The 21,980-nt window shown below is 56.8% G+C and carries 19 protein-coding genes; 10 read left to right on the top strand and 9 right to left on the bottom strand.

The annotated features are described in order from the left end of the window. Positions 1-4: 4 nt before the first annotated feature. The 5 genes from RHM56_RS03325 to RHM56_RS03345 all read right to left on the bottom strand — a co-directional run bounded on the left by RHM56_RS03325 (position 5) and on the right by RHM56_RS03345 (position 5,023). A complete protein-coding gene (locus tag RHM56_RS03325; RefSeq protein WP_322238519.1) occupies positions 5-706 on the bottom strand; it encodes an ABC transporter ATP-binding protein in 702 nt (233 codons plus the stop codon). Further along, positions 707-1,474 (bottom strand): high-affinity branched-chain amino acid ABC transporter ATP-binding protein LivG, encoded by a 768-nt coding sequence (gene livG / locus RHM56_RS03330; RefSeq protein WP_322238521.1) that lies wholly within the window; start codon positions 1,472-1,474, stop codon positions 707-709. It lies immediately after the preceding gene. Further along, positions 1,471-2,727 carry a high-affinity branched-chain amino acid ABC transporter permease LivM gene (locus RHM56_RS03335; RefSeq protein ID WP_322238523.1) on the bottom strand — a complete coding sequence of 419 codons (1,257 nt, stop codon included), beginning with the start codon at positions 2,725-2,727 and terminating at the stop codon, positions 1,471-1,473. The genes livG and RHM56_RS03335 overlap by 4 nt, the downstream gene beginning before the upstream one ends. Continuing rightward, complete coding sequence (gene livH, locus RHM56_RS03340; RefSeq protein WP_322238525.1) at positions 2,724-3,647, bottom strand: high-affinity branched-chain amino acid ABC transporter permease LivH; 924 nt, start codon at positions 3,645-3,647, stop codon at positions 2,724-2,726. Before livH ends, RHM56_RS03335 begins: the two co-directional genes overlap by 4 nt. A gap of 248 nt (positions 3,648-3,895) precedes the next feature. After that, positions 3,896-5,023 (bottom strand): branched-chain amino acid ABC transporter substrate-binding protein, encoded by a 1,128-nt coding sequence (locus tag RHM56_RS03345; protein WP_322241690.1) that lies wholly within the window; start codon positions 5,021-5,023, stop codon positions 3,896-3,898. 360 nt (positions 5,024-5,383) lie between these two features. Between RHM56_RS03345 and RHM56_RS03350 the strand changes: the two genes are divergently transcribed. Continuing rightward, a complete protein-coding gene (locus RHM56_RS03350) occupies positions 5,384-5,689 on the top strand; it encodes a DUF2288 domain-containing protein (RefSeq protein ID WP_322238527.1) in 306 nt (101 codons plus the stop codon). 164 nt (positions 5,690-5,853) lie between these two features. Here the strand turns inward: RHM56_RS03350 and RHM56_RS03355 are convergent, their stop codons facing one another. Together RHM56_RS03355 and rapA are read right to left on the bottom strand one after the other, a co-directional pair. After that, positions 5,854-8,058 carry a putative bifunctional diguanylate cyclase/phosphodiesterase gene (locus RHM56_RS03355; protein ID WP_322238529.1) on the bottom strand — a complete coding sequence of 735 codons (2,205 nt, stop codon included), beginning with the start codon at positions 8,056-8,058 and terminating at the stop codon, positions 5,854-5,856. Between the two features lie 234 nt (positions 8,059-8,292). Then, a complete protein-coding gene (gene rapA / locus RHM56_RS03360) occupies positions 8,293-11,139 on the bottom strand; it encodes an RNA polymerase-associated protein RapA (RefSeq protein WP_322238530.1) in 2,847 nt (948 codons plus the stop codon). Positions 11,140-11,308: 169 nt separating this feature from the next. Here rapA and RHM56_RS03365 point away from each other — a divergent pair, with 169 nt between their 5' ends. From RHM56_RS03365 to ccoM, 3 genes are all read left to right on the top strand, one after another. Next, entirely contained in the window at positions 11,309-11,620 is a 312-nt protein-coding gene (locus RHM56_RS03365) for an aspartate-semialdehyde dehydrogenase (RefSeq protein WP_322238532.1), read from the top strand. Positions 11,621-11,694: 74 nt separating this feature from the next. Further along, positions 11,695-11,856 carry a hypothetical protein gene (locus RHM56_RS03370; RefSeq protein ID WP_019411059.1) on the top strand — a complete coding sequence of 54 codons (162 nt, stop codon included), beginning with the start codon at positions 11,695-11,697 and terminating at the stop codon, positions 11,854-11,856. 144 nt (positions 11,857-12,000) lie between these two features. Continuing rightward, entirely contained in the window at positions 12,001-12,114 is a 114-nt protein-coding gene (gene ccoM / locus RHM56_RS03375; RefSeq protein WP_322238534.1) for a cytochrome c oxidase subunit CcoM, read from the top strand. 256 nt (positions 12,115-12,370) lie between these two features. Here ccoM and RHM56_RS03380 read toward each other — a convergent pair whose 3' ends face one another. Then, positions 12,371-13,843, bottom strand: coding sequence for an inorganic phosphate transporter (locus tag RHM56_RS03380; RefSeq protein ID WP_322238536.1), 1,473 nt, complete (start codon positions 13,841-13,843; stop codon positions 12,371-12,373). Between the two features lie 344 nt (positions 13,844-14,187). Next, positions 14,188-14,388 (bottom strand): hypothetical protein, encoded by a 201-nt coding sequence (locus RHM56_RS03385; protein WP_322238538.1) that lies wholly within the window; start codon positions 14,386-14,388, stop codon positions 14,188-14,190. A gap of 823 nt (positions 14,389-15,211) precedes the next feature. Here RHM56_RS03385 and pcaR point away from each other — a divergent pair. From pcaR to RHM56_RS03415, 6 genes are all read left to right on the top strand, one after another. Beyond that, complete coding sequence (gene pcaR, locus RHM56_RS03390; protein WP_322238540.1) at positions 15,212-16,054, top strand: pca regulon transcriptional regulator PcaR; 843 nt, start codon at positions 15,212-15,214, stop codon at positions 16,052-16,054. A 260-nt stretch (positions 16,055-16,314) separates the two neighbouring features. Beyond that, complete coding sequence (locus RHM56_RS03395) at positions 16,315-17,172, top strand: CoA transferase subunit A (RefSeq protein WP_322238542.1); 858 nt, start codon at positions 16,315-16,317, stop codon at positions 17,170-17,172. Further along, positions 17,169-17,951, top strand: a complete 783-nt coding sequence (locus tag RHM56_RS03400) for a CoA-transferase subunit beta (protein WP_322241692.1) — start codon at positions 17,169-17,171, stop codon at positions 17,949-17,951. Before RHM56_RS03395 ends, RHM56_RS03400 begins: the two co-directional genes overlap by 4 nt. Next, positions 17,948-19,153: a 3-oxoadipyl-CoA thiolase gene (pcaF, locus tag RHM56_RS03405; RefSeq protein WP_322238543.1), complete on the top strand. Its 1,206-nt coding sequence runs from the start codon at positions 17,948-17,950 to the stop codon at positions 19,151-19,153. The genes RHM56_RS03400 and pcaF overlap by 4 nt, the downstream gene beginning before the upstream one ends. Before the next feature lie 123 nt (positions 19,154-19,276). After that, on the top strand, positions 19,277-20,569 hold the full coding sequence (locus RHM56_RS03410) for an MFS family transporter (RefSeq protein ID WP_322238545.1): 1,293 nt from the start codon (positions 19,277-19,279) through the stop codon (positions 20,567-20,569). A 48-nt stretch (positions 20,570-20,617) separates the two neighbouring features. After that, positions 20,618-21,970: a 3-carboxy-cis,cis-muconate cycloisomerase gene (locus RHM56_RS03415; RefSeq protein ID WP_322238547.1), complete on the top strand. Its 1,353-nt coding sequence runs from the start codon at positions 20,618-20,620 to the stop codon at positions 21,968-21,970. The last annotated feature ends 10 nt before the right edge of the window (positions 21,971-21,980 follow it).

The raw sequence follows: 21,980 nt of genomic DNA on the forward strand, positions 1-21,980 counted from the left end.
TGAATCAACCGCCCAGGTACGCGTCACGCACTTTTGGATCGTTGAGCAATTGCTCACCCGTGCCTTGCATCACGACCCGGCCGTTTTCCAGCACGTAGGCGCGGTCAGCAATTTTCAGCGCTTGGTTGGCGTTTTGTTCCACCAAAAACACCGTCACCCCTTCATCGCGCAGTTGTTCGATGATGCTGAAGATCTGCTGAATGATGATCGGTGCCAAGCCCAATGACGGCTCGTCGAGCAACAACAACTTGGGTTTGCTCATCAGCGCCCGGCCAATGGCGAGCATTTGTTGCTCACCCCCGGACATGGTGCCGCCACGTTGACTGAAGCGTTCTTTCAGGCGCGGGAAAAGGTGCAGCACCTTGTCCAATTGCGCTTGATAGTCGTGCTTCTCGGTGAAGAATCCACCCATGGAGAGGTTCTCTTCCACGGTCAGACGGGCAAATATCCGACGGCCCTCAGGCACCACGGCGATGCTCTTGCGCATGATCTGCGCCGAGGTCAAACCCACCAGTTCTTCGCCCATGAAGCGAATACTGCCGCTTTGGGCTTGAGGTGAGCCGCACAAAGTCATCATCAAGGTCGATTTGCCAGCACCGTTCGCGCCGATCAAGGTCACGATTTCACCTTGGTGCACTTCGACGTTGACGCTGTGCAGTGCCTGGATCTTGCCGTAGAAGGTCGAGACGTTTTCAAATTGCAGCATTTACGCTTCCCCCAAATAGGCTTTGATCACTTCAGGGTTGTCGCGGATTTGCTCCGGGGTCCCGTCGGCCAAAGGTGTGCCCTGATTGATCACCACGATATGGTCGGAAATGCTCATGACCAGTTTCATGTCGTGCTCAATCAACAACACGGTGGCGTTGTGCTCGTTGCGCAAAACGCTGATCAGCGCCTTGAGGTCTTCGGTTTCCTTGGGGTTCAGACCGGCTGCCGGTTCGTCGAGCATGAGGATGCGCGGGCGCGTCATCATGCAACGGGCGATTTCCAGGCGGCGTTGCTGCCCGTAGGCCAGTGTGCCCGCCGGGCGGTTGGCGAACTCGGTCAGGTTGACCTTGTCCAGCCAGTACGCAGCGTATTCCATGGCATCACGTTCGCTTTTGCGGAACGCCTTGGTCTTGAACAAACCCGCCAGGAAGTTGGTGTTGAGGTGGCGATGCTGAGCAATCAGCAGGTTCTCAACGGCCGTCATGTCCTTGAACAAACGCACGTTCTGGAAGGTACGGACCACGCCTTTGCGGGCGATTTCATGCCCGGCCAACCCTTGAATGGCCTCGCCATCCAGCAGGATGGTGCCTGCGGTTGGCTTGTAGAAGCCGGTCAGGCAGTTGAACACGGTGGTTTTACCGGCGCCGTTAGGGCCGATCATCGACACAACTTGTTTTTCCTTGACGGTGAGGCCCACGCCGTTCACCGCCAACAAGCCGCCAAAGCGCATGCTCAGGCCGCTGACTTTCAATATCTCGCGGCTCATTTTCGCAGCTCCAGGTGAGGACGTTGCATTGGCAGCAGACCTTGCGGACGCCAGATCATCATCAGCACCATCATGGCGCCGAACAGCAGCATCCGGTACTCACTGAATTCACGCATCATTTCTGGCAGCAGGATCATGACGATAGCGGCGAGGATCACGCCCAGTTGCGAGCCCATTCCGCCCAGTACCACGATGGCCAGAATGATTGCCGACTCAATAAACGTGAAGGACTCAGGCGTCACCAAGCCTTGGCGTGCGGCGAAGAAGCTGCCCGCAAAACCGGCGAACGTAGCACCCAGGGTGAAGGCCGACAGTTTGATGATGGTCGGATTCAAGCCCAGTGCGCGGCAGGCGATTTCGTCTTCACGCAAGGCTTCCCAGGCGCGGCCAATCGGCATGCGCAGCAGGCGGTTGATCACGAACAGCACGATCAGCACCAGTACCAGCGCGATCAGGTACAAGAAAATCACCTTGTTGATCGAGTTGTATTCGAGGCCGAAGTATTCGTGGAAGGTTTGCATGCCTTCTGCGGCGGTTCTGTCGAAGCTGAGGCCGAAGAGTGTCGGCTTGGGAATGTTGCTGATGCCGTTGGGGCCGCCGGTGATGTCCGTGAGGTTACGCAGGAACAAGCGGATGATTTCACCAAAGCCCAAGGTCACGATCGCCAGGTAGTCGCCGCGCAAACGCAGCACCGGGAACCCCAGCAAGAAGCCAAATGTGGCGGCCATGAGACCGGCAATCGGCAAGCAAACCCAGAAGCTGAAGCCCAGGTAGTGCGAGAGCATGGCGTAGGTGTAAGCACCCACCGCGTAGAACCCGACGTAACCCAAGTCCAGCAACCCGGCCAGACCCACCACAATGTTCAGGCCAAGGCCCAGCATCACGTAGATCAGGATCAAAGTGGCGATGTCGACCGCCCCGCGTGAGCCATAGAATGGCCATACCAGAGCAATGACCACCAGGCCCAGAATGATCCAGCGCTGAGTGCTGGGCAGGGTCAGGAAGTTGCTCGCCTTTGCAGGCACCTTGGGCATGTTGGGGGAGGCTTTCCAGGCCGCGCTCAATTGATCACTGAACAATACGCGCAGGAACATCAGCACTGAGCAGATCGCAATGATCGCCAGTGTGAGCGGGCTGGAGTTATGAACTTCGAGGCCGATGCCGACGATCGACAGTTTTAAGCCGAGGACCGGGTAGGCAACCGCCCAGACCAAGAGAGCGCTGAACAGCGCTGATTTAAGATGCCGAGTCATACTTTTTCAACCTCCGGACGGCCCAGGATGCCGGATGGGCGGAACAACAGCACCAACACCAGCAAGCCAAACGCCACAACGTCTTTGTACTGGTCACCAAAAATGTCACCGCCAAAGGCTTCTGCGACACCGAGCACCAAGCCGCCGAGCATCGCGCCCGGGATGCTGCCGATACCGCCCAGGACGGCTGCAGTGAACGCTTTGAGGCCGACCATAAATCCGGCGTTAGGGTTGATCACGCCGTATTGCATGCTGATCAACACGGCCGCAACGGCCGCCAGGGCGGCGCCGATCACGAATGTCAGCGCAATCACGTTGTTGGTGTTAATGCCCAGCAGGTTGGCCATCTTCATGTCTTCAGCACAGGCGCGGCAGGCGCGGCCCATACGAGAGCGAGAGATGAACAGGGTGAGGCCCCACATGGCCAGCACTGTGACGACGAAGACCACAATTTGCATGTAGGAAACGATGACTTCCTGAGCGCCTCCTGGACCGAACGAGAAGCTACCGGGGATCAGGTTAGGGATCGATTTGTCTTTTGAGTCTTGGGACATCAAGACAAGGTTTTGCAGGAAGAGCGACATACCAATCGCCGAAATCAGCGGGATCAGGCGATTGCTGCCACGCAGTGGACGGTAGGCAACCCGTTCAATGCTGTAGCCGTAGGCGCTGGTCACGACGATGCTGGCGATAAACGCTGCGGTCATCAAAAGCGGCACGCTGTCCAGACCCATCATGGTCAGGCCGGCGATGGCGATAAACGCAATGTAGGAACCAATCATGTACACCTCGCCGTGGGCGAAGTTGATCATTCCAATAATGCCGTAAACCATCGTATAGCCGATGGCGATCAGGGCATATGTGCTGCCAACGTTGAGGCCGTTAACCAGCATTTGGAAGAAGTGATAGATATCAGGCATTACTAAGCTCCTAAAAACCTGAGACGCATTTCACTGGTGGAGTCATTTTCCGGCTTGGGCGCTGCGGATTTACACCCGCTTGAGCACAAGTCTTTAGCCAGCGAACCGCTGGTGACGGTTTTAAAGATTTTCAGGTGGGGAGACTCTCGGATCACGAAAGCGCGGCCCATTTTCTGTGGGCCAAAGGCCCGTAAAACAAAGCCCACCGCTTGCGCAGTGGGCTTTGTTGTCAGATCAAGAACCGACCCTTATTGAGGGCTTACTTCTGTTTTAGGTTTGCCGAAGTGCCATTCGTAGACCACGAATTTGAAGTCTTTCAGGTCGCCTTTGGCGTCGTAGCTCAGATCACCCGTCGGAGTTTTGAACGTACCGGCATGGATAGCGGCGGCGACTTTGGCAGTGTCTTCGCTTTTGGCTGCCGTGATGCCTTGAGCAATCAACTCAACAGCCGAGTAAGCCGGGAACACGAACGGGCCGCTTGGGTCTTTGCCATCAGCTTTGATTGCGTCAGCAATGGCTTTGTTGGCCGGGTCGGTGTCGAAGGATTTAGGCAGGGTTACCAGCAAGCCTTCGGAAGCGCCTTGGGCAATTTGCGAGATGGAGTCGTTGCCCACGCCTTCAGGGCCCATGAACTTGGCGTTCACGCCTTTTTCTTTGGCTTGACGCAGGATCAGGCCCAGCTCTGGGTGGTAGCCGCCGTAGTAAACAAAGTCGACGTTGTTTTGTTTGAGCTTGCCAATAATGGAAGAGAAGTCTTTCTCGCCAGCATTGATACCTTCAAAGACGGCGACTTTAACGCCGTCTTTTTCAAGGGTCTGTTTAACCGCGGTGGCAATGCCTTCGCCGTATTGCTGTTTGTCGTGCAGTACCGCGACGACTTTAGGCTTAACGAATTTGGCGATGTAATTACCCGCTGCCGGGCCTTGGGCGCTGTCCAGGCCAATGGTGCGGAAGATCATCTTGTAACCACGGGCAGTGATCTCCGGGCTGGTGGCCGCCGGGGTGATCATGATGACGCCTTCGTCTTCGTAGATATCCGAAGCAGGCTGAGTGGAGCTGGAGCACAGGTGACCGACAACAAACTTGACGCCATCATTGACCACTTTGTTGGCGACCGCTACGGCTTGTTTTGGGTCGCAGGCGTCGTCGTACTCTTTGGCTTCAAGCTGTTTTCCATCGACACCGCCTTTGGCGTTGATGTCTGCGATAGCTTGTTTGGCGCCCATGAACTGCATGTCGCCATACTGAGTCACTGGCCCGGTTTTCGGGCCTGCAATACCGATCTTGATGGTGTCTGCGGCAAACGAATGGCTGGCAACCCCGGCCAAAACCATAGCGGCAAACAGTTTAGTAATCTGCTTCTTAGCCATCTTTATTGGTGCTCCACTCTTCTGTTGTATTTTTTATAGTCCTGGAAGCCAAGGCAGCCGGACCGGGTTTTTTCTGAGCGAAATTCCCGATCAATCCCCCTTGCAACTGTACCGGTACAGTGTAGAGCGCCGGTTTAGCGCTTGAATAGCGGGCTGCCAGGGGAAAAAACAGGGAATGTCGCTTAAACGAAAGAAAAAGACAGAATGGCGGCGGATTATGTGGCTGATCTTTATCAGAATGTTGCCGGTTCAGCTTTTCCGTCCTTGGCCTTTTTGCTCTTTCCCTCGTTCCTTCACCTTTATTCGGGTTTTTCTACCGGGTAGACGGCGTTATCATTGCGCCGATTTTTTTACCTGGTGAATCCCATGAATCAAGAACCTAGCACCCTCTATGCCAAGCTGCTTGGCGAGACCTCAACAATTGAGTGGAAAGCGTTGCAGCCGTTCTTCGCGAAAGGCGATTTGTTGTGGGTTGGGCCTGGGCTGGACTTGATCGATGCCGCAGTGGCTGTGACTCAGGATGAGGCAGAGAAAGTGAGTGCCTGGATAGCCTCTGGGGTGTTTGGAAAGATGACTGGAGAGCAAGCGCTAGACGTTCTTGAACGTGACCCAGAGCTGTGGGCTGTGGTGGTATCGCCTTGGGTAATGGTCCAGGAAAGGGCGCTGAAATAATCCTTGGCACCAAATTGGAGCGTTTTTAACGCTGAGATTTCGCTCGAAAAGTGTGTAGGCCAGTAACTAGTGTCAGAATAGTGGCCACCTGCCGTGAAGAAACGCCACAGCCGAGGCTGTGGCTTTTTTTTACCTGCCAATTGATCTTGGCAGTGACTGCGGCCTTATTGACTGGAAAGCTGGAAGGTGGCGTAGCCAGAGGCCGGGCGGGGGTTTTTATTCAGGTGTTCCAGCAGCGTATGCAGCGCCTCAAAAGGTACGGGGCGACTCAGCAAGTACCCTTGGATAAAGTCGCATCCGTAATGGCTTAAAAGCTCAAATTGTTGGGTGGTCTCGACCCCTTCGCTCACCACTTGCAGGTGCAGCGTGTGGGCCATCACGATGATGGCTTGTACGATCTCCATGTCCTGACTGGAGGTTGGAATGTCTTGGATAAATGAGCGATCAATCTTCAAGGTATTGAGCGGCAAGCGTTTTAAATAGGCCAGGGATGAGTATCCGGTGCCGAAATCGTCAATCGACAAAGACACGCCCAGTGCTCGAATTTGGCGCAATAACGCCGAGGTGCTGCTGATGTTACCCATCAGCGCGTTCTCAGTGACCTCCAGTTCCAGGCGATGCGGGGCGATCCCGGACGCGAACAGCGCACTTTCAATTTCGTCAGCCAGTTCTACTCGCACGAGATTCAGTGCCGAGCAATTGACTGAGATCCCGAGCTGCTGCCAGCCCAGTCGGGTAAGCGCCGCTAAATCCTGGCAGGCCTTGCGCAGTACCCAGCTGTCCAGTTCGGCAATAAGTCCGTTGGCTTCAGCGATGTTGATAAAACGATCGGGGGCGAGCAGGCCATGCGTGGGGTGATCCCAGCGGACCAAGGCTTCTAACTTGGCGACGCGTCCATGTTTAAGGTCAAAAATAGGTTGGTAGTGCAGCAACAATCCGCTGTCTTCATTCAGCGCATGACGCAATTCTTCTTCTATTTGCAGTTCCAGAGAGGCGCGGGTTGTCAGGTTTGAGCTGAAGAAGTTCAGGCTGTTACGGCCATTGCCTTTGGATTGGTAAAGCGCCAGGTCGGCATGTTTGAGCAGTTCAGTGCTGGTGGTGCCATCGTCCGGGAACACGCTGATACCAATGCTGGTGGTCATCACCATGCGCCGTCCAGCCAGTTCGATGGGCTCTTTGAGCGTCTGCATGATGCGTTTGGCCATGCTTTGGGCTTCATCGCGTTCATGGATGTTGATCAAAATGCAAAACTCATCGCCTCCAAAGCGTGCGACCACGTCCTCATAGCTGCGAGCGGCGCTTTTTATCTGGTTGGCGATGGTCTTGAGCAACTCGTCCCCGGCGTCGTGGCCCAGGCTGTCATTGATGCGTTTGAAATGATCAATATCGAGAAACATCACGGCCAGCTTGCTGCCACTTGTTGCGCATTCAGTGAGTTTTTCGGCAAAAATCTGGTTGAACCCGCGCCGGTTGATCAGGTTGGTCAACGGGTCGTAGTGCGCCACTTGTTGCAACGACATGCGGGCTGCATCCAGTTGGCTGAGCAGTGCATTGACCCGTATCAGGTCGTGTTCCTTTTGCTGCAGTTTCTTGTCGACCAAGGCTGCGCTGATGCTGCTGCCAATCAGCAGCAAGCTCATTACGGCAACCATCAGTGCCAGTTGCCAATGATTGGTTTCAATATGCGCCTGGCTGGCGTCGCCGGTGAGCGAGAAGGTGTGCAGCGCCCACATGCCGATAAAGTGCACGCTGAGGATGGCCGAGCCTGCCGTGATGCTGATGGCGTACTTAAAAAAATGATGAAACAGGCCCTGGGTTGAGCGCAGCGATACGGCCATTTGCAAGGCCCAATAGCTGGCGCCCACGGCCAGTAAGAGTGAGAGCGCAACCGGGGTGGCGTGGTAATGCCGAAGGCTGTTGGAATGCATGGCTGACATGCCGGTGTAGTGCATGCCCCCAATGCCTATGCCAAAAATCAGCGCTGCCAGCAGTAAATGAGCCCGCGAGAGCGTCAGGCGATTGAGCACCTGCATGGCCAGAAGGGCGCCGATCCAGATGATGGCCAGTGAGCCAATGGTAATGCCCAGGTCGTAATGGATTTCGAGCGAGGACTCAAACGCCAGCATGCTGATGAAGTGCATGGCCCAGATCCCGATAGCCAGACAGCTTGCACCTAGCCAGCGCCAGACCGTTTTAGCGGCTGTTTTTTCCGCATTAGCGGCGCGTTCAACCATGTGTAACGCAGCCAGGCTTGCGGCGCAGGCCACCAGCCAGGCAATAAATACCAGGTACAGGTTATGGCTGCTGCTGATCAGTTGTTGTGTGTGTTCAGCGTGTGCGTTGAGAAACTGCCAGTCCAACCAATCCATTGCACGCCTCGGCACCGAGTCCTTGTTTGCCAGCGCCAAAGAGCTGGTTGCTTTCAGTGTAGAGGCTGGGATTGAGCAGGGAGGGGGTGGCTATATGATGCCAATCATTTTGTTCTTAAAACGACATGGCTTATATAAATTTTTATTAGTTGGCGCGAAATGTCTGTGGGAGACAAGCTCCCACAGTGGGCCTGGGTTTGCCCGCATCGCAGGCAAACCGGCCCTCACAGATCGTTAACCGGCGACCAGTACGCGAATGGCTTCAAGACGCAGAGCGGCTTTTTCCAGCATGGCCAGGCCTTGCTCACGCTGTTTGCGCAGGGCAACCAGTTCACTGTCACGCACTGTCGGGTTAACCGCTTGCAGTGCCGTCAGGCGTGCCAGCTCTTCTTCGGTATCGGCAGCCAGACGGCGTTGAGCTTCGGCCACACGTTCAGCGTGACGCGGAGCGATCTTGGCTTCACCGGCATTGATTTTCGGCGTCAGGTTGTCGCGCTGGGCCTGCACGAACTTGTTGGCGCTGGCGCGAGGCACGCTTTCCAATTGTTCATTCAGGGTGTCGAACGCTACGCGCGAGGACAGATCGTTGCCGTTGGCATCGAGCAAGCAGCGCAGCGCAGCAGGTGGCAGGTAGCGGCCCAGTTGCAAGGAGCGCGGAGCGACCACTTCGCTGACGTAAATCAGTTCGAGCAGCACGGTCCCAGGCTTCAGCGCCTTGTTTTTAATCAGTGCCACGGCGGTGTTGCCCATCGACCCCGAGAGCACCAGATCCATGCCGCCCTGCACCATGGGGTGTTCCCAGGTGATGAACTGCATGTCTTCGCGTGACAGCGCCTGATTGCGGTCGTAGGTGATGGTCACACCTTCGTCGTCGCCCAGCGGGAAGCTGGCGTCGAGCATTTTCTCGCTCGGCTTGAGGATCAGTGCGTTTTCCGAGTGGTCTTCACTGTCGATGCCAAAGGCGTTGAACAGGGTTTCCATGTAGATCGGCAGGGTGAACTGATCGTCTTGCTCCAGAATCGCTTCGACCAGGGCTTCACCTTCGCCAGCGCCGCCGGAGTTGAGCTCCAGCAGGCGGTCGCGACCCGTGTGCAGTTCTTGTTCAAGACGCTCACGCTCAGCGCGGGCTTCATTGATCAGTGCTTGCCACTCGTCATCGTCGGTGCCTTCGAGCAACGGCAGCAGGCGCGGGCCGAACTGGTGTTGCAGGGCGTTGCCGGTCGGGCAGGTATTGAGGAACGCGTTCAGCGCTTCGTGATACCAGTGGAACAGGCGCTCTTGCGGGCTGGTTTCCAGGTACGGCACATGCAGTTCAATGATGTGCTTCTGGCCGATACGGTCCAGGCGACCGATGCGCTGTTCCAGCAGGTCCGGGTGGGACGGCAGATCGAACAGCACCAAGTGGTGAGCGAACTGGAAGTTGCGACCCTCACTGCCGATTTCCGAGCAGATCAGTACTTGTGCGCCGAACTCTTCATCCGCGAAGTAGGCGGCTGCACGGTCGCGCTCAAGAATGTTCATGCCTTCGTGGAAGACCGTTGCAGGAATACCGGAACGCACTCGCAGGGCGTCTTCCAGATCCATGGCCGTTTCGGCGTGGGCGCAGATCACCAGGACCTTGGTGCGCTTGAGCATTTTCAGGGTGTCTGTGAGCCACTCCACACGTGGGTCAAAGCGCCACCAGCGCTCTTCGTCGCTGGCGTCCGGCAGTGCCTGGAAGCTGACTTCCGGGTACAGCTCAGCGTGTTCGCCCAGTGGCAGTTCGAGGTATTCGTCCGGGCACGGCAGCGGGTAGGCGTGCAGCTTGCGCTCCGGGAAGCCCTGAATCGCGGCGCGCGTGTTGCGAAACAGTACGCGGCCGGTGCCGTGACGGTCGAGCAATTCACGGACCAGGCGAGCGCTGGCTTCGGTGTCGCCTTCGTTGACGGCGGCGAGCAACGTATCGCCCTCAGCGCCAAGGAAGTTGTGAATGGTGTTATGCGCTTCAGGGGACAGGCGGCCTTTATCCAGCAGTTCCTGTACGGCCTGAGCCACCGGGCGGTAGTTCTCGCTCTCGGCACGGAAGGCGGCCAGATCGTGGAAACGGTTTGGATCGAGCAGGCGCAAACGCGCGAAGTGGCTGTCCTGACCCAATTGCTCCGGGGTAGCTGTGAGCAGCAGTACACCGGGAATCACGCCGGCCAGTTGTTCAACCAGACCGTATTCAGGGCTGACCTGGTCTTCGTGCCACACCAGGTGGTGCGCTTCGTCGACCACCAACAGATCCCAGTCAGCGCCGAACAGGGCTTCTTGCGCTTTCGGGTCGTCGACCAGCCATTCCAGGGCAACCAGTGCCAACTGGCAGTCTTCAAACGGGTTGCTGGCGTCGCTTTCGATAAAGCGCTCTTCGTCAAACAGCGCGACTTCAAGGTTGAAGCGACGACGCATTTCGACCAGCCATTGGTGTTGCAGGTTTTCTGGCACCACGATCAGCACGCGGCTGGCGCGGCCACTGAGCAATTGGCGGTGAATCACCAGGCCCGCTTCAATGGTTTTACCCAGGCCCACTTCGTCCGCCAGCAAAACGCGCGGGGCGATGCGGTCGGCCACTTCACGGGCAATGTGCAATTGGTGGGCGATCGGTTGTGCACGCACGCCACCCAAGCCCCACAGCGGCGATTGCAGCTGACGGCTAGTATGTTCAAGGGTGTGATAACGCAGCGAGAACCACGACAGCGGGTCGATTTGCCCAGCGAACAGGCGGTCACTGGCCAGACGGAACTGGATGAAGTTCGACAGCTGGGTTTCTGGCAGAGTAACGAGTTCGTTTTGCTCGTTAAAACCGTGGTAAACCATCAGGCCGTCAGCGTCATCGACTTCGCGAACGGTCATCTTCCAGCCTTCGAAGTGGATGATGGTGTCGCCTGGCGAAAAGCGTACGCGCGTCAGTGGTGCGTTGCGCAGCGAATATTGGCGGGTTTCGCCAGTGGCCGGATAGAGCACAGTCAGCAAGCGACCGTCCTGTGCCAGAACGGTGCCTAAGCCTAGCTCAGCTTCGCTGTCACTAATCCAGCGTTGCCCCGGTTGATACTGCTGCGCCATGCTGCCTGACTCCCGCTTTGAAAAAGCCGAGTATATTAACGCAGCAGGGGCCTCAGTCCAAAGGACTCTCACAAAAAGCTAATCAGCGCAGAAGCTGCCGGTTGCGCTTTTCGATGAGTGGTTCAACTCAGGGGCTTGTTGTAGACACGCTGAACAGGAGTGCATGACGATGCTGCCGCCGATTCTACCGCTGAGTGTTGTGCCCGTGACCTCGCAGCAAGACCCGGTGCGCCCGCGTCCGGAAATTCCGGCGGTGGTGCCCATGCAGCCCAGTTCGGGCGACAGCACCGTCAATTTGAAGCAGCATGACGCCGACCAGGCCACGCTGTTATTGCGCGAAGAGCAGCAGCGTCAGCAAAAGCAGCGCCAGCGGGAGGCGCAGGATGTAGAGCCAGATGATGCGCAAGCGGTTGAACCCGCGAGTGATGGGTTGATTGATGACGCGCCGCGCCAGGGTTTGTGGGTTGATATAAAGGTATGACTCGATTTTTTCTGGCCTGTTGAGCTGACCCGACGCATTATTGGCCCATCCCCTGACAGTGACCTGATGTTTATATGAGCCAAGACAGCAAGCTGGTTGATCTGGGTGCAGAGCGCGCCAAGCGCGTGCATGACCTCAATGAAAAGCGCCTGAACGAAGTGCGACAGGCTTTTGAGCAAGCCATGCCGTTGGCAAGTGCCAAGAAAAAGCCGAAAAAGAAGCCTAAAAAGCGCTGAGTTGTAGCGTTTACCTGACTTGAATCAACTTTCCCCTTCAAGCCCGGCCTGGCCGTGATCACTATTGATCCCGGTCAAGTTATGCGCCTGCGCGTCTGGTTAATCTAGCTTCAACACACAAACAGACACGCGCAGGAGGCCGTCATGTTTCTCGATAATGTGGTTATCGCCGGGGTAGTGACAGTCGGTCTCATGGTGTTGTTTTTCGCAGGCCTGGGCATTTTTATCTGGAAAGACTCCCAAAAGCGCAACAAGTAGCGCCGGGTCTTACTGGAACACGAGCACGCAAGGCATTTTGGGCGACTTCGGTCGCCTATTTTTTTTGCGCGTGTTTTTTGTGGTCGCAGAATGATTGACGATGTTTGCTTTCTGTAGTCGCTGCCGCAGGCTGCGATGGGGGCGGGGCGCTTGAAGAGCCTTCAGCCCTTATTGCAGTCTGCGGCAGCGACTACAGATTTGGTGCATAAAAAAAGGTACGACCCGTGAGGGCCGTACCTTTTTTATTCAGCTGTTATCAGGCGAGGGCGATAGAGGCCAGCCAGAACAGACCCGCAGACAGGGCGATGGTCGCAGGCAACGTCAGCACCCAAGCCATCAGGATGGTCTTGATGGTGTTGCCTTGCAGGCCGCTTTTGTTGGCGACCATGGTACCCGCCACGCCCGAGGACAGGATGTGGGTCGTCGAGACCGGCAGCGCAAAGACGTTCGCCAGGCCAATGGCAATGGTGGTGGTGATTTGAGCCGCCATGCCTTGGGCATAGGTCATGCCCTGTTTGCCGATCTTCTCGCCAATGGTTTTAACCACGCGCTTCCAGCCAACCATGGTGCCCAGGCCCAGGGCCAGAGCGACCGCCAGAATCACCCAGAACGGTGCATATTCAGTGGTGGCGGTCAGGTCTTTGCGCAGTTTTTCAAGGTCCGCTTTTTCACGGGCGTCGAGTACTGGCAATTTGCTGACTTTCTTCGCGGTGTCGTCCAGGCAAAGCAGGTAGCGACGAATCTCGATACGCTTTTCAGCCGACAGCGATTGGTAATTCGCAACACCTTTGAGCGAGCTGAGCAGCGCATCAATGGTTGGCTCGGTTTGTTGCGGGTTGCAGCTGAACTTGCCGGGCAGGTCGTCTTTCACGCTTTTGCCCAGTGCCAGGAATTCGCTCAGGCTGGCGTTGTTGCGCTGGTAGAACTGGCTCAAATGCAGGGTTGCATCGCGAGTCCGTTCGATCTGGTAGGTGGTGCTGTTGAGGTCCAGAACGAAGGCGCTCGGCACGATGCCGATCAGCACCAGCATGATCAGGCCAATGCCTTTCTGGCCGTCATTGGAGCCGTGAACGAAGCTCACGGTCATGGCGGAAATCACCAATACCAGACGGTTCCAGAACGGCGGATGCTTTTTGTCGTCCAGCTTGCGGCGCTGTTCGGGCGTCTTGTGCATTTTGGAATCAGGACGCCACCACTTCAGGGCGACCAGCATAAGGCCTGCGATCACGAAACCGGCGATCGGTGAGAACACCAGCGAAGCGCCGATATCAATAGCCTTTTGCCAGTTAACGCCTTCGCTCACCGGAATCCCGTTGATCAAGGCATTGGCCAGGCCGACACCGAGGATCGAGCCGATCAGGGTGTGCGAGCTGGAGGCTGGAATCCCGAAGTACCAGGTGCCCAGGTTCCAGGTGATGGCAGCTGCGAGCAACGAGAACACCATGGCCAGGCCATGTCCGGTGTTCACATTGACCAGAAGCTCTACCGGCAGCAGGTGGACGATGGCGTATGCCACCCCGACCCCGCCCAGCAGAACGCCGAGAAAGTTGAACACACCAGAAAAGAACACCGCCAGGTGAGGCGGCATGGCTTTGGTGTAGATGACAGTCGCTACCGCGTTCGCGGTGTCATGAAAGCCGTTGATGAACTCGAAGGCGAGAACAAAGGCTAGGGCGAAGAAGAGGCTGATAAGAACCCAGGCATCCAATCCGCTTAATAGATCGATCATGAAGGTTTTCTGACACGGTCATAAAGGGGGCCGGATTATGCCAGAAAACCCTGGTAATCGATGCACTAGCTGCTCGTTGGTAACATCTATAAATGAAAAAAGCGGTAAGACATGTCCATTTCTGGATGCCTTGATTCCTCTCTAACCCACTGATAACAAAGGCTATAGGCGTTCCAAGGGGGTGTAGTCGTAGCCTGATTTAAGCGTATGAAATTTCTGTAATCAGGTGGTCTGCCGAGGTTGCCGGGACCTTTGGCGAAGCGAACAGCAATAGCCGCTCATGCCAATGACGCGGGGTATGCCTGCGTAGCCGACAGTCTTTTCAGTGTTCTTGATTCAGAGGCTCACGGCTCTTCGGCCTTGAGTTCTTTTTCAATCTTTTGAATTTCTTGAGAAAAAGCCTGATCAAGCAGGCTGGCACGCTTGCGCCAAGGTTTACGCTCGGGCTCCGGCTGAGCGGCGTAGGTGGTTACCTCACCGCCGTAAACATCCTTGTAACGTTGTTCCTGACGCTCAAGTTCTGCGCGCAGTTCGTCTTTCGTCACAGTGCTACCTAATTGAGTAGAAATTAAACCTGGTGAACCACTCTGCACGAGAGGTTGATTTATTTGACGTTCGAATTTGCTTTATGGGGATGCCAATAAGCAACGTCAAGGTTGAATAAACCACTCTGTGAGCGCCATCACGTCATTAATTAACACATGAGTGTCGCGGCAGTTAAGTGTTCACCCCAATGGGGGGCAAAGCAGGCTGCACTTGGAAGTTAATCTGCGCTGGCTATTGAACTCAATCGACAGACTGGATCCAAAATAGCAGAGTGCTGCCTGTGTGCATTAAATTACTTGCGGGCCACAAGGGCTTGAGTAAGGCGCCTACTATCGCCGAAGCGCTTTGGGCGCGTCAACTTCCAAGTGCACGTTTTGTTAAGTCTGTTCAGGTTAGCTAACAGAATGGGGCTCGCGTCAGATGTATTAATACAATGGTGGAGGTAATTGAATTGCCAAGTTATGCGCTGAACTGAGTCGGCTTAATTCATGACGCATATAACGCAGATCGCTCCTATCAATGACTGTCTGTATGGTGTCGAGCAGGCTTACAGAGAGTGTTTAATAACACTTCGGATGCCAGTGTTGAACGCAGTTGCAAAAATACGCCAATTGAACATTACCCGCTATGTGGGAGCAGGGCGGTATTGTTACATCGCGTTGATGCCGATGTGATGTGCACCGAGATTGCGATTATCGGCCATCGGTTCGATAATCGGCCGGTGTTGCAGCTGCATAGATACATTTCGTACAGAGCCCGGCGTGTATGGCTGCCGGGGCGGGTGCGTAATAACAATAAATAGAGAAGGCAGGGGGACTGGGTATGAGTGATCAATTGCGCAATACGGTGACTGGCATCGCGCCACCGATTGTTGCGTCGCCTGCCAAACGCATTCAGGCGTTTACCGGTGATCCTGATTTCATGGCGTCGCTGGCCCGCGGCCTGGCGGTGGTGCAAGCGTTCCAGGAGCGCAAGCGGCATTTGACCATTGCGCAGATCAGCCATCGCACTGAAATTCCTCGGGCAGCCGTGCGTCGCTGTTTGTACACGTTGATTAAGCTCGGTTATGCCACCACCGATGGCCGCACGTATTCGTTATTGCCCAAAGTACTGACGCTGGGCCATGCCTACTTGTCATCGACGCCGCTGGCGGTTTCGGCTCAGCCCTATCTGGACCGCATGAGCGAGCAATTGCACGAAGCGTGCAACATGGCGACCCTGGAAGGTGACGACATTCTGTACATCGCCCGTTCGGCGACCACTCAGCGTCTGATTTCGGTTGACCTGTCTGTGGGTGGGCGCTTGCCGGCGTACTGCACGTCGATGGGGCGCATTTTGTTGGCCGCGCTGGACGACGTGACCTTGAACGAGTACTTGGCCCATGCCGAGTTCCAGGCCAAAACCAGTCGCACGCTGCACACCCCCGAAGCATTGCTTGAATGCTTGCAGCAAGTGCGCGAGCAAGGCTGGTGCGTGGTCGATCAAGAGTTGGAACAAGGCCTGCGTTCTATTGCGGTGCCGGTGTATGACGCTTCGGGTCAGGTCTTGGCGGCCTTGAACGTCAGCACCCACGCCGGTCGAGTCACGCGGACTGAGCTGGAGCAGCGCTTTTTGCCGATCATGCTCAACTCCAGCCGTGAACTGAGTGCGCAACTGTTTACTTGAGCCTTGTAGCCGCTGCCACAGGCTACGCAGCGGCCTCGCTTTGAGATTAGCAACGAAGGTCCTGCGGCCCTTATCGCAGCCTTCGGCAGCGGCTACAGGGTTTCTGCATAGCCTGCTAACTATTCGTTCGATTACCGAACACATAGTCGATTATCGGATTGTTTGCGCTGGGGGTAGCGGCTTAACCTGCTGACAGTTCGGTGCCGCTCTGATGCACCGTTTTCTCTTCAGTGGCCAACAAGAAACGGGAGCTACCCCTCATGGCAGAAATCATTTCGCTGCACGACGCCGTGAAACAGTTTGTGAACGATGGCGACACCGTCGCTCTCGAAGGTTTCACTCACTTGATTCCGACCGCAGCAGGTCATGAAATCATTCGTCAGGGCAAGAAAGACCTGACCCTGGTTCGCATGACACCTGACTTGATCTACGACCAGTTGATCGGCGCCGGTTGTGCACGAAAGTTGATTTTCTCCTGGGGCGGCAACCCTGGCGTGGGTTCGCTGCACCGCTTGCGCGATGCCGTCGAAAAGCAGTGGCCGCAGCCGCTGGAAATCGAAGAACACAGTCACGCTGACCTGGCCAATGCCTACGTGGCGGGCGCCTCGGGCCTGCCATTCGCGGTACTGCGTGCCTACGCTGGTTCTGACCTGCCGAAGGTTAACCCGTTGATCAAAACCGTTACCTGTCCTTTTACTGGCGAAGTGCTGGCGGCTGTGCCTGCGGTACGCCCGGATGTGACTGTGATTCATGCGCAAAAGGCTGATCGTAAAGGCAACGTGCTGCTGTGGGGCATTCTGGGCGTGCAAAAAGAAGCCGCCTTGGCGGCCAAGCGCTGCATCGTGACCGTTGAAGAAATCGTGGATGACCTGCAAGCACCGATGAATGCCTGCGTGCTGCCGACCTGGGCTTTGAGCGCCGTGTGCCACGTACCGGGCGGTGCGCATCCGTCCTACGCTCATGGTTACACCGAGCGTGATAACCGTTTCTATCAGGCGTGGGATCCGATTGCCCGCGACCGCGAGACCTTTACTGCCTGGATCAATGAATACATCCACGGCACTGCAAATTTCAGCGAGTTCCAGGCCAAGCTGGCCCGCGCTTCGGAGGCAAAATAATGGCTTACTCCACCAACGAAATGATGACCGTTGCTGCCGCCCGTCGTTTGAAAAACGGTTCGGTGTGTTTTGTCGGCATCGGCCTGCCGTCCAAAGCCGCCAACCTGGCGCGCCTGACCTCGTCCCCGGATGTGGTGTTGATCTACGAATCGGGCCCGATTGGTGCCAAGCCCAATGTGTTGCCGCTGTCGATTGGTGATGGCGAACTGGCTGAAACCGCGGACACCGTGGTCTCCACCAGCGAAATCTTTCGCTACTGGTTGCAAGGTGGTCGGGTCGATGTTGGCTTCCTGGGTGCTGCTCAGGTGGACCGTTTCGGCAATATCAACACCACTGTGGTCGGTGATTACCATCATCCAAAAGTCCGCCTGCCGGGTGCAGGTGGCGCGCCAGAGATCGCCGGGTCAGCTAAAAGCGTGCTGATTATCCTCAAGCAATCGGCGCGTTCGTTCGTCGACAAACTCGACTTTATTACCTCGGTTGGCCATGGCGAAGGCGGCGACTCGCGCAAGCGTCTGGGGCTGCCGGGCGCTGGGCCAGTGGGCATCATCACTGACCTGTGCACCATGGAACCTGAAGCGCAAACCAACGAATTTGTGGTCACCGCCTTGCACCCTGGCGTTACCCGCGAGCAAGTCGTTGCAGCGACTGGCTGGGCCATTCGTTTTGCCGATAACGTCGAACAGACCGCTGAGCCGACCGACGTCGAACTGACTGCCTTGCGTGATCTGGAGGCCCGCACCGCGCTGGCCCATGGTCAGGCACCAGGAGAAGCGTGATGCGTGAAGTGTTTATCTGTGACGCCATTCGCACTCCGATTGGCCGCTTTGGCGGTGGTTTGGCGGCGGTGCGTGCCGATGACCTGGCCGCCATTCCGATCAAGGCGCTGATGGCGCGTAACCCTGATGTGAAGTGGGACGAAGTCGACGAAGTGTTTTTCGGCTGCGCCAACCAGGCGGGCGAAGACAACCGTAACGTCGCGCGCATGGCCGCATTGCTGGCCGGGCTGCCGGATACCATTCCCGGGGTGACCCTCAATCGTCTTTGTGCTTCGGGCATGGACGCCATTGGTACGGCGTTCCGTGCGATCGCCAGTGGCGAAATGGAACTGGCGATTGCCGGTGGTGTTGAGTCGATGTCGCGTGCCCCGTTCGTGATGGGCAAAGCCGACGCGGCGTTCTCACGCAACATGAAGCTGGAAGACACCACCATTGGCTGGCGTTTTATTAACCCGTTGATGAAGGCCCAATACGGCGTCGATGCGATGCCGCAAACCGCCGACAACGTGGCCGATGACTACAAGATTTCTCGCGCCGACCAAGACGCCTTTGCCCTGCGTAGCCAGCAGCGCACAGCGGCCGCTCAGGCGGCGGGCTACTTTGCTGAAGAGATCGTTGCGGTGCGTATCGCCCATAAAAAAGGCGAAACCGTGGTTGAGCATGATGAACATCCGCGTGCGGACACCAGTCTCGACACCCTGAGCAAGCTCAAGCCGGTCAATGGCCCGGACAAAACGGTCACCGCTGGCAATGCGTCGGGGGTGAATGACGGTGCAGCGGCGCTGATTCTGGCCTCTGCCGAGGCGGTCAAACGCCACGGTTTGACTGCCCGTGCTCGGGTGTTGGGCATGGCCAGCGCCGGTGTTGCCCCACGCGTGATGGGCATTGGCCCGGTGCCAGCAGTGCGCAAGCTGGTCGAACGTCTGGGGCTGGCGGTCAGCGACTTTGACGTGATCGAACTCAATGAGGCATTTGCCAGCCAAGGTTTGGCGGTATTGCGCGAACTGGGGCTGGCGGACGACGCGCCACAGGTCAACCCCAATGGCGGCGCGATAGCACTGGGGCATCCGCTGGGCATGAGCGGGGCACGCTTGGTGATGACTGCGTTGCATCAGTTGGAAAAAACCGGCGGCAAAAAAGGCTTGGCAACCATGTGCGTGGGTGTCGGTCAGGGGCTGGCGTTAGCGATTGAACGGGTCTGATCGCTGACGATGGCCGCAACATCGGGCGATTGATGATTCAATCGTCCGGCTCTTAGTGGTTGCAGTGTTACTTGTTACAAGCTATGTCTAAAAGTAACTAACCCAGATGAGTCTAAAAAAATCATGACAACAGACACTCACTACACAGGAGAGGAGCGTAGAAAAAGGATTTTTGCGATTGTCGGTGCGTCCTCCGGCAACCTGGTCGAATGGTTCGATTTCTACGTTTACGCCTTTTGCGCGATCTACTTTGCGCCTGCTTTCTTCCCTTCCGATGACCCCACGGTGCAGTTGCTGAACACGGCCGGGGTGTTTGCGGCGGGCTTTCTGATGCGTCCTATCGGTGGCTGGCTGTTTGGCCGGGTGGCCGACAAGCATGGCCGCAAGAACTCAATGATGATCTCGGTGATGATGATGTGCGCCGGGTCATTGGTGATCGCCTTTCTCCCGACCTACGCCTCGATTGGCGCCTGGGCTCCGGCGTTGCTCTTGCTGGCGCGGTTGTTTCAGGGGCTTTCAGTGGGCGGTGAATATGGCACCACAGCCACTTACATGAGCGAGGTTGCCCTCAAGGGCCAGCGTGGTTTCTTCGCGTCTTTCCAATACGTGACCCTGATCGGCGGGCAACTGCTGGCCGTTTTGGTGGTGGTGATTCTTCAGCAGTTTTTGTCAGAAGACGAGCTGCGTGCCTGGGGCTGGCGCATACCGTTTGTGATTGGGGCCATTGCTGCGGTTATTTCGCTGTTGCTGCGTCGCACCCTGAAAGAAACCACCAGCGCTGAAACCCGTAAAGACAAAGACGCGGGCAGCATCGCGGCGTTGTTCCGTGACCACAAGGCGGCGTTCATTACCGTGCTGGGGTATACCGCTGGCGGTTCGCTGATTTTCTACACGTTTACCACCTACATGCAGAAGTACCTGGTGAACACTGCGGGTATGCATGCCAAGACCGCCAGTTACATCATGACCGGCGCGCTTTTCCTTTATATGTGCATGCAGCCGGTGTTTGGCATGCTCGCCGACAAGATCGGGCGTCGTAACTCCATGCTCTGGTTCGGTGGCTTGGGCACCTTGTGCACGGTGCCGATTCTGCTGAGCCTGAAAACCATTACCAGCCCGTTTCTGGCGTTTGTCCTGATCACGTTGGCGCTGGCGATTGTCAGCTTCTACACCTCGATCAGCGGTTTGGTGAAGGCTGAAATGTTCCCGCCGCAGGTACGGGCGCTGGGTGTTGGCCTGGCCTACGCGGTGGCCAACGCGATTTTCGGCGGCTCGGCGGAATATGTGGCCTTGGGCCTCAAGTCGATGGGCATGGAAAACACCTTCTACTGGTACGTGACGGCCATGATGGCCATTGCTTTCCTGTTCAGCTTCCGATTACCCAAACAACCCAAATACCTGCATCACGATCTGTGATGTATTCGCGCGCGCCCGTCTGTGGCGCGCGCCAGCAAAGGATGCTTTATGAGTAACCAGCTGTTTGATGCCTACTTCACGGGCAAGGCCATGGGCGAAGTGTTTTGTGATCATGGCCGCGTTCAGGCCATGCTCGACTTTGAAGCGGCTCTGGCCCGGGCTCAAGCTCGGGTGGGGCTGATCCCGTCGTCAGCAGTTGCACCGATTGAAGCGGCCTGTCGCGCCGAACACTACGACTTTGAAGCCCTGGGGCTGGCGATTGTCAGCGCTGGCAACTCAGCCATCCCGCTGGTTAAAGCGCTCGGCAAACAGATCGCCAGCGTGACCCCCGAAGCGGAACGCTATGTGCACTTGGGCGCCACCAGCCAAGACGTGATGGACAGCGGGCTGGTGCTGCAACTGCGCGCTGCGCTGGAGCTGATCGAGCGTGATTTGCAGCAATTGGGCGAGGTACTGGCACAGCAGGCACAGCGTTATGCCGCCACCCCTTTGGCAGGTCGTACCTGGTTGCAGCAAGCCACGCCAGTCACCTTGGGGATGAAAATTGCCGGGTGGCTGGGTGCTGTCAGCCGGAGCCGGCAGCGACTTCGCGAGTTAACGCCGCGGTTGTTGAGTCTGCAATTTGGAGGTGCCTCGGGCACCTTGGCCGCATTGGGTGATCAAGCGTTGCCTGTCGCGCACGCCTTGGCGGATGAATTGCGTTTGAGCCTGCCTGATCAACCCTGGCACACCCAGCGTGATCGTTTAGTGGAGTTCGGCTCGGTTCTCGGGTTGATTGCGGGCAGTCTCGGCAAAATGGGCCGCGACATCAGCTTGTTGATGCAGACCGAGGCGGCGGAGGTTTTCGAACCTTCGGCACCGGGCAAGGGCGGATCTTCGACCATGCCGCACAAGCGCAACCCTGTGGGGTGCGCTGTGTTAATCAGTGCGGCGACGCGGGTTCCGGGGTTATTGAGCACATTGTTCAGTGCCATGCCTCAAGAGCACGAGCGCAGTCTGGGCTTGTGGCACGCCGAGTGGGAAACCCTGCCTGAGATCTGCTGCCTGGTCTCTGGGGCTCTGGTTCAGGCACTGAACATCGCTCAAGGGTTGGAAGTGGATGAGCAGCGCATGGCGCAAAACCTCGACTTGACCCATGGCCTGGTGCTGGCTGAAGCCGTGAGTATTGTGCTGGCCCAACGTGTCGGCCGGGAAACCGCGCACCATCTGCTGGAGCACTGTTGCAAACGGGCCGTGGCCGAACACCGGCACTTACGTACAGTGTTGGGCGATGAGCCCAAGATAACCGCCCAACTGTCGGCGGACGAGCTGGATCGCTTGCTTGATCCTGCTCATTACCTGGGGCAGGCGACGACATGGGTCGAGCGTGCACGGGCTGAACATTTAGCGTTGGCATTATAAAAAGGAGACG

The sequence above is a fragment of the Pseudomonas sp. CCC3.1 genome (assembly GCF_034347405.1).
Taxonomy (GTDB): domain Bacteria; phylum Pseudomonadota; class Gammaproteobacteria; order Pseudomonadales; family Pseudomonadaceae; genus Aquipseudomonas.

What these genes read in the sequence shown, in the direction of transcription:
- RHM56_RS03410 (WP_322238545.1), top strand. Translation starts at nt 19,277, where the DNA reads ATGACAACAGACACTCACTACACAGGAGAGGAGCGTAGAAAAAGGATT.
- livG (WP_322238521.1), bottom strand. Translation starts at nt 1,474, where the DNA reads ATGAGCCGCGAGATATTGAAAGTCAGCGGCCTGAGCATGCGCTTTGGC.
- ccoM (WP_322238534.1), top strand. Translation starts at nt 12,001, where the DNA reads ATGTTTCTCGATAATGTGGTTATCGCCGGGGTAGTGACAGTCGGTCTC.
- RHM56_RS03370 (WP_019411059.1), top strand. Translation starts at nt 11,695, where the DNA reads ATGAGCCAAGACAGCAAGCTGGTTGATCTGGGTGCAGAGCGCGCCAAG.
- RHM56_RS03355 (WP_322238529.1), bottom strand. Translation starts at nt 8,058, where the DNA reads ATGGATTGGTTGGACTGGCAGTTTCTCAACGCACACGCTGAACACACA.
- livH (WP_322238525.1), bottom strand. Translation starts at nt 3,647, where the DNA reads ATGCCTGATATCTATCACTTCTTCCAAATGCTGGTTAACGGCCTCAAC.
- RHM56_RS03395 (WP_322238542.1), top strand. Translation starts at nt 16,315, where the DNA reads ATGGCAGAAATCATTTCGCTGCACGACGCCGTGAAACAGTTTGTGAAC.
- RHM56_RS03325 (WP_322238519.1), bottom strand. Translation starts at nt 706, where the DNA reads ATGCTGCAATTTGAAAACGTCTCGACCTTCTACGGCAAGATCCAGGCA.
- rapA (WP_322238530.1), bottom strand. Translation starts at nt 11,139, where the DNA reads ATGGCGCAGCAGTATCAACCGGGGCAACGCTGGATTAGTGACAGCGAA.
- RHM56_RS03335 (WP_322238523.1), bottom strand. Translation starts at nt 2,727, where the DNA reads ATGACTCGGCATCTTAAATCAGCGCTGTTCAGCGCTCTCTTGGTCTGG.
- pcaR (WP_322238540.1), top strand. Translation starts at nt 15,212, where the DNA reads ATGAGTGATCAATTGCGCAATACGGTGACTGGCATCGCGCCACCGATT.
- RHM56_RS03415 (WP_322238547.1), top strand. Translation starts at nt 20,618, where the DNA reads ATGAGTAACCAGCTGTTTGATGCCTACTTCACGGGCAAGGCCATGGGC.
- RHM56_RS03380 (WP_322238536.1), bottom strand. Translation starts at nt 13,843, where the DNA reads ATGATCGATCTATTAAGCGGATTGGATGCCTGGGTTCTTATCAGCCTC.
- RHM56_RS03350 (WP_322238527.1), top strand. Translation starts at nt 5,384, where the DNA reads ATGAATCAAGAACCTAGCACCCTCTATGCCAAGCTGCTTGGCGAGACC.
- RHM56_RS03365 (WP_322238532.1), top strand. Translation starts at nt 11,309, where the DNA reads ATGCTGCCGCCGATTCTACCGCTGAGTGTTGTGCCCGTGACCTCGCAG.